Source organism: Paenibacillus sp. MB22_1 (genome assembly GCF_047200555.1).
Taxonomy (GTDB): Bacteria; Bacillota; Bacilli; order Paenibacillales; family Paenibacillaceae; genus Fontibacillus; species Fontibacillus phoenicis.
In genome coordinates this window covers 24,109-38,407 of record NZ_JBLADV010000001.1, presented here as the reverse complement: position 1 = coordinate 38,407, position 14,299 = coordinate 24,109, and the positions used below count along the sequence as shown (strand labels likewise).

Below are 14,299 nucleotides of genomic sequence, written 5' to 3'. Positions count from 1 at the left end.
TTCTATTACAAAAAATATAGGCTTACCTATTTCTAAATGTCCCTGCAATTTCTGAAATTTCATTTCTAGTTAATAATCTTCTCGGAATGAATGCCGGAACTGTTTTTTTATACTCCAGATATTTTTCTCCAAATTCTTCTATCATTTGTTTTTCTTCTCTTTTGGAAAGTTTTGTATACATGACTAAAAGGATAGGCGCCATCAAAATCGTAATTATTGTTGGCCACTGCACCAGGAAGCCAATGATACTAAGCACAAAACCGCTGTACTGAGGGTGCCGTACTATTCTGTATATCCCGCTAGTGACCATCTCTCCCTTTCCGGCATGAATCCCTTTCCAACCTATCCCAATAATCAATATCCCCGCAAATATAAGTAGGTTACTGAGAGGGTGGAGAATGGAGTATAGTGTTGTTGAACCGCCAGCCAAGGCTACCCATAAATGCCCATTAAGATGAGTAAACGGATCTAGTACCGGGTATTTACTCCCCAAAGCTGAAGTTAAAATATAGATTGTTAACGGAAATCCAAACATTTCACTGAAAAGTGCAACTATAAATGCCGCGAAGGCTCCTAATGTTCTCCACTCCCTTTTCGTTTGGGGCTTATATGCCGCAAATACAAACATACCAAAAAACAGGATGTTAAATAGAACGGATCCCCAGAGACCGTACGCATTCTTATCCAAAAGATGCATAATAATCGTACCTCACTTATTCAAAATTAGGGTCTATTAATAACGCTTATCAGAGCATAAATGAATCCGCCAACGAGCAGTGCGCCATTGAACCCCAGGCTCATGGAGAGAATAACCGCTAGTACCGAGCCCATTACAGACATAACACCGTTTATGCCGAACATCATCGGAATTGCGTCCTCTTTACCTGATTCCTCAAGTCGTTTTAGTCCTCTTGGAAATGGAATCCCCATAAAGAACCCTTGAATCATTACTAATATGGAAGCAACAATGATTTTATTAACTAGTTGCTCCTGAAAAAGTCGATTTTCAAAAATAGTTTCGGGTTGCTGGCTGGGTTGTGAGGGAGAACTTTCCCTAATGATCGGTTTCCATGTTAGTTTTGGAGCATTTTTGCCGCTCTTTGCAGGTTGTGGGTCAGAATCCCGAAGCCGACCCAGCATTTTGAGCCGACAAAGCCCCGATACCTGCTGCGGTTCAAACCGTACTTCCGCTTGAGAAGACTAATCTTCGCTTCTCCAGCTGCACGGTAACGCTGCAAGTCTTTGAACCATAATTCGTTTTCGTACTCGGATCGGGCAATGCCTTTTTTGCCCTTTCGCGGCAAGCTAGCTCGCTTCACACCAAGTTCGGTAATGGCCGTTTCGTTCTTCTTGCTTGAGAAACCGCGGTCGGTCGCTACAGCTTGCGGCGCTTTGCCGAATTGCTTGATATGCGCCTGTACAGCGGGAACGAGCAGTTCATCATCCGAGGGGTTCCCCTCGTAGACAGCGTAGCCGGTCACAAAGCCACTTTCCGTCTCGTCGATTCGCACCTTGTAGCCGAACTCAGTTCCTTTGGCCAGCTTACCTTTCTTAATCGGTCTTGCTTCCGGGTCAAAGAAACTGACGATCCGATCTGCGATGATTCGATTGCCGGAAACGACCTGTTTGGCTTGTTCCAACAACTTGCCGGTTAGCGTGACCGCCTCGGTCAGTTTGGTTTTACTTTGTCGAAGAGCAGCTTTGCCCTTGTCTTGCAGTTTCTCGATAACGGCTTGCGCCTTGTTCACAACGTTCTCGGCTACTTCGATTACGCTCCCAGTGATCCGGTCAACTTCTTCCCAAGATTCACGGGTGCGGCGACGTAGAACTTTCGCGATGGACAGAATCTTTTCCTTGATTTCTGCCGTACGATCTTCAAAGCCTTGAACAGTGTGGGAGGCGACTTTCCGGATTTTCTGAATCGTTCGAGTGATGACTTTTACGCCATCTTGCAACAGCGTAGCGTCTGTCGGGTGATGGATGTCGGATTCCACAACCGTCGTATCCGTGCGCAATTTGCGGGTTTTCAGAACGGCTTTTTCCTCACACTGCTTTACGAGTGCGGCATTGATGTCTTCGACGATCTTGTCGCCGTAGCGTTTGCGGGCATAGATGAGCGTAGACGGGTCGGGCATCGGTTCGTCGATGGCAAACCGGCAGAACATTCGCCATGTGATGCTGTCACCGACTTCCTTCACGAGTGACTCGTAGCCCAAATTGTATTTATGCTTCAGGACCATAAGACGGATGTACTTTTCAATTGCAAGCGTAGGACGGCCGCTTTTCTTGCCTTTCGGGTGCAACTCAGTAAACGGTTGAAGAAAACGGTCGTCGTCCAGTAATTGATCTATGATTGCAAGCTCGACCGGCAACTTTCTAACAGATTCCGGGAGAATGGCATCCCAGATGGTCAATTGCTCGTCTCGAAGTTTCAACATTTTCTTCACCTCTTGGAAGGATTCCCGAGGGCTTCTGTTGAACTCCTATAGCAAAGGAATTCTTCCCTCGGGGTGTGGAACTTTGTTATCTCGTCAATAACAATTTCCATTTTGAGGTGCTGAATTCCTTTTAATTATGCTCAAAACACCCTGACTTTTTCAGGGGAAACTAACTAAGCTCCACTCCGACGTGATGAGAAACATTTTTTCTAAAAGCAGTATTAATGCTATATTGACTACCACAACCAAAAGAGGAGGTATACAGTCATTTTTCAGAATTTTGTTAAGCGATTTATTTCTACTCATGTATCCTCCCAACCCGCTTCCTACCAGCAATGCCGCCAGAATATAGCTAAAAGTAAGTACAGGATGACCGAAGTAAAGAGAAAATTTCTGTATGAGCGGTGTTTCAATCAACATAAATCCGGCACCTAGAAGTCCAAAGTAAAGTGCTGGTCTCTTCAAGTTCCGATTTCTTATTAAAAACGGGACAAAGAGAATCACACTCCCAATTCCAACAGCAGCAAGAAGATTAAGCAACGATGTAGGTAAACCCTTCTCAAAATTGTAGAAATAGGGACTATCATCTGTAGACGGGACCACATTGTTGCTAAATTTGGCTGTGAATTGTTTGAAAGTATCGTGCTCATCTTCCAGGTGCTTTAAAGGCCCCTCCTCGTAAATATTAGGAAGGAATAACGGCGTATTACCGCCTTGTAATGCCTTGTCTAATAACTGGTTACTCTCATTCTCTGTAAAAGGTACATTTTTTATGATTACAATAGGATAATGAATATGTTCAGCATCACCGCCATGTTCTGATGGAGGCATATTTTTGGCTAAAATAGCGATGTATTTTGGTGCTTCCTTCAAGGGAACTCCTCTTTGAGTAAGAGCTGAAATGGAGGTTGCCACTATTTTTTCGAGATCGTTTTGATCATGAGCAAGAAAGGCGACTCTTCCGTTACTTTCCAGTTTATTTAGATAATCTTTCACTGCCTCAACCGTATAGATATAGTTTTCAGAAAGAGCGTACCCCACACTTTGAGAAGCATTGGTCATTACTAAGGATAAAAAGATCGTATCGAATTTATCGTTCGTCCTTCTGACGAAATTCCGACCATCTTCTGCATATACCTTCACTTCCGGCAAATTGTAAATGTTGCCGTTAAAGTCGGAGTACTTTTCTACGGCGTCAATGCTCGAAGTATTTATTTCAACTGCGGTAATATCTTTACTCCCGGCCGCTAAAGCGTATAATATATCTCTTCCCCCTCCTGGCCCAATGATCAAAGACTTATCATTCTTCCCTATCGAAAAAGGTAAAAACTCAGTTTCCTTTTTATATTTCTCCAGACTGCTTAAATCACCGTTATATTTCATCATTGGGGCATTAGCCGCTCCATCAATAGTAACCACCATATAGTCGGGTATTTCCGGTAGTCTTATAACATCAGTCCTAGAGAATGAATTCCATTCCGTAGATATAATTTCTGCATTCTCACCTTCATATTGATAAAACCCAAACGTTTTACCTGGATTAGTCAATAAACCGTTGAAATTCTTCTCGATCGAATTTATATACTGAACTGGAACGAATAAACCTGAAGATAATAGAACGAGAGAAACTATGGTTACAGCAATCAACCTCTTAAAATTTGCTAACAACGAGAAGCTGAGCGCAGCCAATAAGGCAATAATAGCTATAACCAAGGAAGACCTGAACATTCCTAAATTGTTCATTAATAGAAGTACAACTACGCTCCCAACCCCTGAGCCGAGCAAATCTGCAAAATAAAGTTTATTGCTTATCCCCGCGGATAGTCTGAAGAGAAGGGATATATAATATCCCCCTATTACAAAAGGAAGGGTTCCCAACAGGGCATAGATTAAAACACTATTTATATAAGGCAGCTTATAGATCACCGATAATATGACGAGATAAAATAGGGCTAACAAAAAAGCCGCATAACCTATACTTTGCACCTTCTGTATCTTACCCGGTTCTTTTGCCTTTTTCTGCTGCATATATACAAGTACGCTTCCGACACCAACGCCGCATATTGCAAAAGATGTGATAAGAAAAGTATAGTGATAGGATAAAAGTGCCGAATATATTCTTGTTAGTATTACTTGGTATACAAATAAGGAAACAGATACAAAGAAAATACTTAATAAAATTAAAAAATTTCCCTTTATATTGATTGACTTTATCAAGAATGCCTACGCCCCTCTAAGTGGTAGAATGAAAAAGAAGTGCGTTTTAAGCACTTCTTTTTACTGTTAAATTCTAGGGTTAAGCCTGTCCAACTAATGTACCGAGCTATTCTTTCATTCTTTTGTTATTTTATTATACTCATCATCAGATAATATACGGCGAGCGGTTACATAACGTTCGACATAATAATCCTCCGAAAGTTTGCTGATTTGAACTCCCTTACTTGCAGATGAGTGGGAGAATAATCCATTCCCCATATAAATGCCGGCGTGCGAGATGCCCGTTCCGTCCGTATTAAAAAATACAAGATCCCCTGAACGCAGGTTTTTCTTCTCCACCTTTGCTCCTTCTTTTGCCTGTAATTTCGTTGTTCTAGGGAGATCAACATCTACTTGTTTAAACACATATTGAATAAATCCAGAACAATCAAATCCTTTGGTTGTCGTTCCACCATATAGGTAGGGGGTCCCCAATACTTGATCGACTTCCGACTGCAATGCCGACTCACTGGCAAACACGCTTCCGGCATTAAACACGGTAAGTAGGGTAAGGAATAAAATTGATCCAATAATCTTCTTCAATCTATTTCTCCTCTCTTACTGAACTCCTCCTATGACTTATTCCATGCCGCTCTGGGTTTGAACAGTAGCCGGTTGGCCTTCATATTGGATCACACCGATTAATCCGCCTGGTTCCACTTCACCGTTCATTGTGTGGTGCAGTTCATGGCAATGGAATACCCAAGTTCCCGGGTTGTCGGCAATGAATTCAATATCGTAGGTTTTACCGGGTGCAATATCAATGGTATTCATGACCTGCGGATTAGAGATGGGATGGCCGTCTTCCGCAATGACCCGGAAATCGTGTCCATGCAAATGCATCGGGTGATTTAGGTTGCTGATATTGATGAGACGTAAGCGAACGGTTTGTCCCTTCTTGACAACAAGAGGTTTCGTGTCCGGGAATGCTTTCCCGTTGATCGTCCAGTAATTGTAGTCCATGTTCATCTGAGCTGAGCCGGTTCCTTCCGCAGTGTGCATCCCCATATCCATACCTGCCATATCCGTCATCTTGCCATGTGCATCCGGCATTTCAGCATTCATACCGGCTTTATCTAACATTGTCCCATTGACACTCATTGCTTGCATATCGCCTACGTTCCAGCCGCCAAGCATCCAGGTTATATCCTGATCAAATTTGGGTTGTGCTTCGGGTTTTTGCGGATCTATAATAAACGCTCCGTAAAACCCTTTATCGATTTGCTTGACACTATTTAAATGGGAATGATACATGAAAGTTCCCGCATGGTTCGCAATAAACTCGTAAGTATAAGATTTACCCGCTTTAATGCCATCTTGCGTAAAAGGAGGTACTCCGTCCATATTGTTTGGAACATGGAGTCCATGCCAGCTGAATCGATGTGTCTTCCTTAAGGTTATTTTTGACCGTGATACGAACCGTATCTCCCTCGGTCACCCGGATTTCCGGTCCCGGGACCGTGCCGTTGATGGTAATGGCGTCTACGGTTGTCCCTTTCACCAACTCCCACTTTTCTTCCTTGACATCGAGCGTAAACTCTTTTACTTTACCTGTCGGTACAATTGTGTCTGTCTCTTTTAACGGAGGCAATTTTCGCAATTGAGTGGTGGTCAGGATATTCAAATCTTGTTTAGCCGGCTTGGCTTGCTCCGCATTAGCGGCCCCTACAGAACCAAAGGCACTTACCGCGAGTAAGACCGCCAAGCTGCCATGCTTCCAAAATTTTTTGATCAAAATCGTCTCCTCCATTTCTTGATTTACTCAATAATCGTGTACTGTATCCTCCCTCAATAAATTAATGGTTTCTCCGTTTTTCTCACTTTTTCGCATGTTTTCTTCTTTGACATCCAAAGCCCCCTTGGATAGGATTTGACGAGGAGCGAATATTTGGGATCGACCTGTTGGCGGGAATAGAGGTGGGGACCACCCCGCTTTTTGAAAGCCGTATGGTCGCATATGGATCTCCACATGAGCCCTTGCGGTTTACCCTCCCATATCTCCCTGGGTCGATGCCCTTACATTCCTTCGTTCTACCTTTCAAGGGGTGGAGGCCAGGTTAGCTCCTCTGCGGGGTCGACGCCCTAATGGAATGAATTCCTCCCAGCCTATCCGTGCTTCGTTTGTCAAAGATCAACATGTGTATAAGCGATAAAACGTGAGTGAGTTATCCAGCTGTGAATGAATTAAGCTGCTGTTTGCAATTGAGCCTCCCGATGGGGGCCGAGCACTTTGCTGGCGTCATAGTCCTTCTGTTTACGGCCTAGCTCAAACATGACGCGAATGAGCTTGCTCGAGATCGCAATCATCGACTGCTTCTTCTTCAGCGGGTTATCCCGGCGCGTCGTAAAGTACAGGTGCAGCGCGCGGAACTCCGGGTTCTTGGCAACCATCGTCAGCGCTGCTCGGTACAGCAGGGCCCGAAGGCGACAGCGACCTCGCTTGCTGATGGTCGTTTCCCCCTTGTGGAGCCCGGAGCTGTTTTCCCGCAGACTGAGACCGGCGTGACGGACAATTTGCTGGCTATGATCGTAGCCGCTCAAGTCCCCGACTTCCGCCAGGAAGCCTGCAACCGTAACGAGGCCGATGCATGGAATGCTCATCATGTGACAGGCGCCCGGAATCTGCTCCACCAGAGCCGCCACATGCTCCATCAGTTCTTCGATCTGCCTGCACAGCATGGCGTACTGCTCCAAGTACATGGCTAGCTCATGCTTGGCCGCCGTAGCGCCTTCCGTGAGGCCGATGGACTTTCGGGCTTTCCGATAGAGCAGTTCCGCTCTCTTGGGGCCTACCGCTCGTTTCACGCCGTTCTTCTTCCAGATGGCCACGACCGTTGTTTCGCCGGCGGCGACGACGTCTTGCGGCAGGGGAAGGTGCGTGAGCGTAATAAGCGAGGCCTTGCCTTCCCAGTCTTTGAACACTTGTCTATATTCGGGAAAGAAGCGATCCAGCCAATTATGGATTCTTCCTTTCACCCGGTTCAAATCCCCGCACAAACGGTCTCGCTGGTTCATCAGCACACGCAGGTCGGCGTAAACGCCTTCCGGCAGCTGCGGCTGTGTATAGCGTCCGTCGATGACGAGTTTGGCAACGACCTTCGCATCTTTGATGTCGTTCTTGGTCGGCGAGTTGTCGTCGAGTTCCTTACTTTTCTTGACGTGATGCGGATTCACCAAAACGACTTCGACGCCGCGCCGCTTCAGGAAGTGAAACAGCGGGAACCAGTAGTGCCCGGTTGGCTCTACGCCAAGTAGTACGTCCGTCAGTCCATGTTCTTGCTGGATGGATTCGGCCCAAGCCAACAAGTTCAGCAGGCCATTCTCGTCGTTCTGGAACAGGCAACGCGTGCCAAGCTCAATGCCACGATAGTTGAAGGCCCGAGCGACATGGTTGTGCTTCGCGATGTCGGTCCCGATGACCAGTGTTGTTTCAGAAATTCTCGAAATCCGTTGATTTTGTTTGCTGGATTGGTTATGCTTCATCTAGAGCGTCCTCCTCATTTAGGGCAGTGAATGTGCGACATTCCGAGACCCAGCATACAGGAGGCGCTTTTTCATTTCAAACCGCAAATTAATTCACTACAGGAATTGCTCCTCTCGTAATCTATGATGAGTCCATTGTACATGGAAAATGTTGAGAATCTGTGTGGAAAGTAAGAAGATGAAAAATAGAAGCGAGTTTTGTCGATAGACATAGAGAAGAGTTGAAACAAAAACTCCTGCAACGACTGATCGCTGCAGGAGTCTGTTAAATTATTCTGGCTTATTTCCGACTGTAGGGTCAGGTGTGTAATTACTTTTGTAGCCCTCGTACATCACGTCTGTAACCATCCCTGCGGACGCATGGTGTAAATCATGGCAGTGGAACATCCAATCCCCCGGATTATCCGCTTCAAATGCAACCACGTATTCTTCGCCAGGCTTCACATTAAGCGTGTCTTTGATCACAGGTGCTCCTTCTAGTGGTTTACCGTTCTTACTTAATACTTGGAAGAAATGACCGTGTAAGTGCATGGGATGATCATCGGTTTTAGACAAATTAACTAAGGTAACCTTCACTTTGTCCCCTTTATCTACTTTGATCGAATCGGTATCAGGAAACATCTTTCCATTGATTGTGTAGACCATTTCCCCATCCTTCATTTCTGTGTTCAGATTTAATTTTACGTCTTGATCAAACTTTTGATCCAAAGAGAAATTAGACATCGCTTGTTGGCCGTATTTGGTTAAATCAAAGTTAGGCAGCTCATCATCCGCATTCGAGTTATCGGTTTTGCCTATTGCGCCCTCATACTCAATTACAGCACGCATGTTCTTCACCCGCTCATCTTTTCCATGCTCTTCGAAGAGCCATGATCCGGGGTTATTGGCAGTAAATTCGAGATCATAGCGTTCACCAGGCGCGATCGCAATGCCTTGATTGGCGATCACGGCTGGACTATTTACAGGTTGCCCATCGGAGGCAATGACTTTAAACTCATGTCCGTGTAAATGCAACGTGTGCGTAATGTAGCCCGCATTGACCAAACGAATGCGAACTTTATCCCCTTCCTTCACGATAAGCTTATCAATCGAATCCCCAGTTTTCCCATTCATGGTGTACAGGTCATACACGCTCATATCATGCCCAGCCATCTCTGTCATGCTACTCATATCTCCCATGTTCATTTGGCTGTGATCCATCCCCTCCATGCCTTCCATGTTGCTCATATCCATCTCGCCTGAGCTCATCCACTCATCCAGCACAAGGGTATAATCACGGTCATAGTTTTCATTGGGATCTTCTACGATTAACGTACCATACAAGCCCTTATCAAGCTGATTTACACTATCTTGGTGCGAGTGATACCAATAAGTTCCCGGGACAGTCGCTTTAAATTCATAGGTGAATTCCTTACCTGCAGGTACTGCATCTTGAGTTACCCCCGGAATACCATCCATATTATTTGGAACAGGATAACCATGCCAGTGTATGGAGACAGGCTCCTCCAACTCATTCTTCAATTTGATTTTCACGGTATCACCGACCTTCACACGAATCTGTGGACCCGGCACCGAATTGTTAAACGTCCACACAGGCAGCGTCAGATCATCCGATACTTTCAAGTTGCTCGTTTGCGCGGTAATCGTAAATTCTTTTCCATCCGCAACAGGAGCAACTTTCGTCGTTATAGTCTCAAGTAGTGGTGTAAAATTAGCCCGGGCTTCTTGACAAAGGAAGCCACGGTATGATTTCTACTAAAGTGAAGCCAATCACCTTTAGAAGGAGGATCACACCGTGACTTCTATAGATAGAATGTCACTTTTAGAGCTGTTGCGCAAGTCCGGAATTGATGGTGATGTAGATTTTCTTAAAGAGGCTTTGAACGTTCTGGTTCATGCACTGATGGAGGTGGAGGTAGCGGCACAAATCGGTGCAGAGCGTTATGAACGCAACACAGACAGAACCAACCATCGAAATGGCTATCGACACCGTGAATGGGATACACGCGTAGGAACACTCGATCTAAGAATCCCAAAACTACGCAAAGGCACTTATTTTCCTTCGCTGCTTGAGCCTCGAAAGCGTGCAGAGAAAGCGCTGCTTTCCGTGGTTCAGGAGGCATACGTTCATGGCGTCAGCACACGGAAAGTAGACGAACTCGTAGAATCGCTCGGCATGAAGGGCATTAGCAAAAGTGAAGTCTCCCGGATCTGCAAAGAGCTGGATGAAGTCGTACTGGCCTTCAAGGAGCGTCCGCTCGAAGGGCAGTTCCCTTATGTTTGGTTGGACGCGACATTCCCGAAGGTGCGTGAAGGCGGCCGTGTACGAAGTATGGCACTGGTTGTAGCCATTGGGGTTCGGGAAACCGGAGAACGAGAGATCCTTGGTTTTGACCTTGGGATGAGCGAAGACGGCCCGTTCTGGGTTGAATTTCTTCGCAAATTGGTTTCAAGAGGGCTGCATGGCGTTCAACTGGTGATTAGTGATGCACATGAAGGATTACGCGGCGCAATCGAGCAAGTTCTGACAGGCGCGGTTTGGCAGCGTTGCCGTGTTCACTTTATGCGCAATGTGTTGAGCCAGGTGCCGAAGTCTTCACAATCGATGGTTTCTTCGATTATTCGGACCATTTTTGCACAGCCGACCCAAGAAGATGCAATCCTGCAATTACGGCAAGTCGTGAACCAGCTTCACGGGAAGTTCCCGAAGGCTATGGAGATCCTTGAGCAGGCTGAAAGTGATGTCCTGGCTTACATGGCTTTCCCCAAGGAACATTGGCGGCAAATCCATTCCACGAATCCATTGGAGCGCTTGAACCGAGAAATCCGCCGGCGTTCCGATGTTGTTGGGATCTTTCCGAATCGAGAGTCTGCCATTCGTCTTATTGGTGCCATCCTGATGGAACAGCAGGATGAATGGACAGTATCGCGCCGTTATTTTAGTAAAGAGTCCATGGCCAAAGTGGTTCAGGGGGAGCAAAATCTCTTAACATCTGCTATGCTCTTGCAGAAATAAATATGGGTCACAGAGTAGAAATCAATTTTACACCACTTGACGGGACGCTACCCTTTCGTCAATTTGATTTCCCCTGACTGGTCTTTATTTTGATCCGTATTCTGTTGAGAATCACTCATGTTCATTTTTGAATGATCCATGCCTTCCATCCCATTTTGACCGTCTGAATTTGCGCAACCTGCCACAATGACACTAAAAGCACCTACTGCAAGTAGAATTTTTAGTTTACCTTTCATAATGATCCTCCCTCAATAATTTAATGTTTCCTACGTTTTTCTCGCTTTTTCTTACAATATCTCCTTTGACCAACGAAGCGTCCTTGGATAAGATTTAATGAAGAGCAAAAATATGGGATCGACCTGTCGGCGGGAACAGAGGTGGTGGTCACCTCGTTTTTTCAGCCCTTTGGTCGCAAATGGATCTCCACACATTCCCTTGCGGTTTACCCTCCCATATCTCTCTGGGTCAATGCCCTTACATTCCTTCGTTCTACCTCTCAAGGGGTGGAGGCCAGGTAAGCTCCTTTGCGGGGTCGATGCCCTTGTGGTGATAATTCCTCCCGGCCTATCCGTGCTTCGTTTGTCAAAGATCAACATGTGGATAAAGCAAGTAAAACGTTGAGTTGCTAACCTGTGAATAAATTAAGCTGCGATTTGCATTTGAGCCTCCCGATGGGGGCCAAGGACTTTGCTTGAATCATAGTGCTTTTGCTTTCGACCCAGCTCAAATAAGACACGGATGAGCTTGTTACACAGTGCAATCATCGATTGCTTCTTCTTCAGTGCATTGTCTCTGCGTGTCGTGAAGTACAGATGCAATGCACGGAACTCAGGATTCTTCGCTACCAAGGTAAGCGTCGCCCGATACAACAAGGCTCTTAGGCGACGACGTCCTCGCTTGGATATGGTCGTCTCCCCTTTGCGATCCCCTGAACTGTTCTCACGCAAGCTCAGACCGGCGTGACGCACGATCTGCTGGCTATGATCATAGTCGCTGAGATCGCCGACTTCCGCTAGAAACCCTGCAACAGTAACCAGCTTCACACAGGGGATACTCATCATGACTTCGGCCCCAGGAATCTGTTTGACCAACGCTTCAACAAGCTCCATCAGTTGATCAAGCTGCCTAGACAGCATGGTGTACTGCTCCAAGCACAGGGCTAGCTCATGTCTGGCTGCCGTTACACCTTCCGTCAGGCCGATGGACTTGCTGGCTGTACGATACAGCTGAGCGGCTCTCTTGGCACCTACAGCCCGCTGTACGCCGTTCTTCTTCCAAGTCGCCACAATCGATGTTTCACCAGCTTGAATCACCTCATGTGGCGTTGGGAAGTGTTCCAATGTGATAATCGAGGCCTTGCCTTCCCAGTCCTTGAACACCTTGGTATATTCGGGGAAGAATCGATCTAGCCAATTGTGAACTCGCGCCTTGGCACGATTCAGGTCTTTGTTTAAGCGATCGCGCTGGTTCATGTAGACTCTCAGATCGGCATAGATCCCTTCTGGCAGTTGAGGCTTCGTATAGCGACCATCGATCACCAGCTTTCCGATAACCTTGGCATCCTTGGTGTCGTTCTTGGTTGGCGAGTTGTCGTCCAGTTCCTTGCTCTTGTTCACATGATGCGGATTGATCAACACCACCTCGACATCGCGAGACTTCATGAAGTGATACAACGGAAACCAGTAATGGCCTGTGGGCTCGACTCCCATGACGATGTCATTCATGCTATGCTCTTGCTGAAGGTTTCTCGCCCAGGCTAGTAGGTTGTTCAAGCCGTTGTCGTCATTGGTGAACAGACAGCGCTTGCCAAGCTCAATTCCGCGGTAGTTGAATGCACGCGCAACGTGATTTCGTTTGGCGATGTCTGTGCCGATGACCAGCGTCGATTCAGAGATTCTTAAGATACGTTGATTTTGCTTGCTAGATTGGGTATGCTTCATAGTGAGCGTCCTCCTCATTTAGGGCAGTGAATGTGCACCATTCCGAGACCCAGCATACAGGAGGCGCTCTTTTTGTTCAAACCTCAAATTAATTCATTACAGGAATGCTCCTATTGATTTTATCTCCAACAGTATATCTAAAATTTGTGTGGAATTTATGAAGACATCTAAATTTTGAAATAATAGATAATAAAAATAAGGAGAGATCAGAAGATATATGTTTATTCAACACTTGCTCTCAGTGACCAGCTACTGCCGCCATTGTCGCTTTCAAAAACAGAATATCGGTCAGTCACAATGACCAGCCGGTTGGGATCACGTTTCGACGCTTTGATGCCGAGCGGCATTTCACCTTTTAAATCAACATGAAGGTCTGACCAGTCTTTCAAATCTTTTGATTTTAGAAATCCGCTTTCCGACATAAGGATGACCTCCCCATTAGCTAAATAAAGCACCCCATATACCGGTTCATTGGTTAAGAGCAAGTTCTGAACCTTGCCTTCATTAACAATGTAATGAATAAGTCCTGTTTCCGTGGCTGCCAAAAAGGAAACAGGAGCTCCCGGCAGCGCCGTAATGGAGTACGCACCTTCAGGCAGAGTGCCTATGTTCTGCCATATCTCGCCCCCATCTTTTGTTTCAAATAAGTTGTTCTCCGAACCTGCCAACAAGGTAAATAAATGATTCGGATCGTCAGGATCCATAACTAAATAATGCGCATCGGGTTCATTGGGTTTGGATTGATTAGGAAGTCCATTTTCAATCGTTTCCCACGTATCTCCGCCATCGACAGATCGTTTCACAAATCCGTGACCTGCGGCATATATTTTTGAAGGATTCTCGAAATCCGTTTCGATTCCCATCACATCGTTGGTTTTAATCGGCTCAAAAGTTCTCTGCCACTTCTGATCAACAAGTTCATATACACCTGTATGTGTCCCCATCAAAACCGTTGTATCATCGAGTGCATAACTAAAGACGTGTGGGTGCGTGTTGGACTCGGTAATCAAAGATGCCAAATTTGATTCTTTGCTTTTTTTAGTTCCACCCCATATCGCAAAAATGATAATTAAAGCTAAAGCTATTGTTAAGTAAAAGCCAAATCCCCAAGAAAATTTCTTTTTTACTCTAAACATGTTCATTCTCCTAACCATTATGATGAATGT

The 14,299-nt window shown here is 45.7% G+C and carries 11 protein-coding genes and 1 pseudogene; 1 reads left to right on the top strand and 11 read right to left on the bottom strand.

Annotation, left to right across the window (positions count from 1 at the left end):
• Positions 1 to 22: 22 nt before the first annotated feature.
• The 8 genes and pseudogenes from ACL02P_RS00160 to ACL02P_RS00125 form a co-directional block, all read right to left on the bottom strand.
• On the bottom strand, positions 23 to 697 hold the full coding sequence (locus ACL02P_RS00160) for a methyltransferase family protein (RefSeq protein ID WP_412836563.1): 675 nt from the start codon (positions 695 to 697) through the stop codon (positions 23 to 25).
• A gap of 376 nt (positions 698 to 1,073) precedes the next feature.
• On the bottom strand, positions 1,074 to 2,438 hold the full coding sequence (locus tag ACL02P_RS00155; protein ID WP_019007868.1) for an ISNCY family transposase: 1,365 nt from the start codon (positions 2,436 to 2,438) through the stop codon (positions 1,074 to 1,076).
• 159 nt (positions 2,439 to 2,597) lie between these two features.
• A complete protein-coding gene (locus ACL02P_RS00150) occupies positions 2,598 to 4,655 on the bottom strand; it encodes a spermine synthase (RefSeq protein ID WP_412836562.1) in 2,058 nt (685 codons plus the stop codon).
• A 114-nt stretch (positions 4,656 to 4,769) separates the two neighbouring features.
• Positions 4,770 to 5,237: a C40 family peptidase gene (locus tag ACL02P_RS00145; protein ID WP_009224849.1), complete on the bottom strand. Its 468-nt coding sequence runs from the start codon at positions 5,235 to 5,237 to the stop codon at positions 4,770 to 4,772.
• A 36-nt stretch (positions 5,238 to 5,273) separates the two neighbouring features.
• Positions 5,274 to 6,038 (bottom strand): multicopper oxidase domain-containing protein, encoded by a 765-nt coding sequence (locus ACL02P_RS00140; protein WP_412836567.1) that lies wholly within the window; start codon positions 6,036 to 6,038, stop codon positions 5,274 to 5,276.
• Complete coding sequence (locus ACL02P_RS00135) at positions 6,001 to 6,429, bottom strand: multicopper oxidase domain-containing protein (RefSeq protein WP_412836566.1); 429 nt, start codon at positions 6,427 to 6,429, stop codon at positions 6,001 to 6,003. The genes ACL02P_RS00140 and ACL02P_RS00135 overlap by 38 nt, the downstream gene beginning before the upstream one ends.
• Before the next feature lie 449 nt (positions 6,430 to 6,878).
• On the bottom strand, positions 6,879 to 8,177 hold the full coding sequence (locus ACL02P_RS00130; RefSeq protein ID WP_009227147.1) for an IS110 family transposase: 1,299 nt from the start codon (positions 8,175 to 8,177) through the stop codon (positions 6,879 to 6,881).
• 270 nt (positions 8,178 to 8,447) lie between these two features.
• Positions 8,448 to 9,860 (bottom strand): annotated as a pseudogene (locus tag ACL02P_RS00125) (multicopper oxidase family protein); the annotation flags it as partial.
• Between the two features lie 130 nt (positions 9,861 to 9,990).
• Between ACL02P_RS00125 and ACL02P_RS00120 the strand changes: the two are divergent.
• On the top strand, positions 9,991 to 11,193 hold the full coding sequence (locus tag ACL02P_RS00120; protein WP_412837292.1) for an IS256 family transposase: 1,203 nt from the start codon (positions 9,991 to 9,993) through the stop codon (positions 11,191 to 11,193).
• 47 nt (positions 11,194 to 11,240) lie between these two features.
• Here the strand turns inward: ACL02P_RS00120 and ACL02P_RS00115 are convergent, their stop codons facing one another.
• The 3 genes from ACL02P_RS00115 to ACL02P_RS00105 form a co-directional block, all read right to left on the bottom strand.
• A complete protein-coding gene (locus ACL02P_RS00115; RefSeq protein ID WP_412836561.1) occupies positions 11,241 to 11,429 on the bottom strand; it encodes a hypothetical protein in 189 nt (62 codons plus the stop codon).
• A 405-nt stretch (positions 11,430 to 11,834) separates the two neighbouring features.
• A complete protein-coding gene (locus tag ACL02P_RS00110) occupies positions 11,835 to 13,133 on the bottom strand; it encodes an IS110 family transposase (RefSeq protein ID WP_412836560.1) in 1,299 nt (432 codons plus the stop codon).
• A 221-nt stretch (positions 13,134 to 13,354) separates the two neighbouring features.
• Positions 13,355 to 14,269 (bottom strand): WD40/YVTN/BNR-like repeat-containing protein, encoded by a 915-nt coding sequence (locus tag ACL02P_RS00105; RefSeq protein WP_036644986.1) that lies wholly within the window; start codon positions 14,267 to 14,269, stop codon positions 13,355 to 13,357.
• Positions 14,270 to 14,299: the final 30 nt, after the last annotated feature.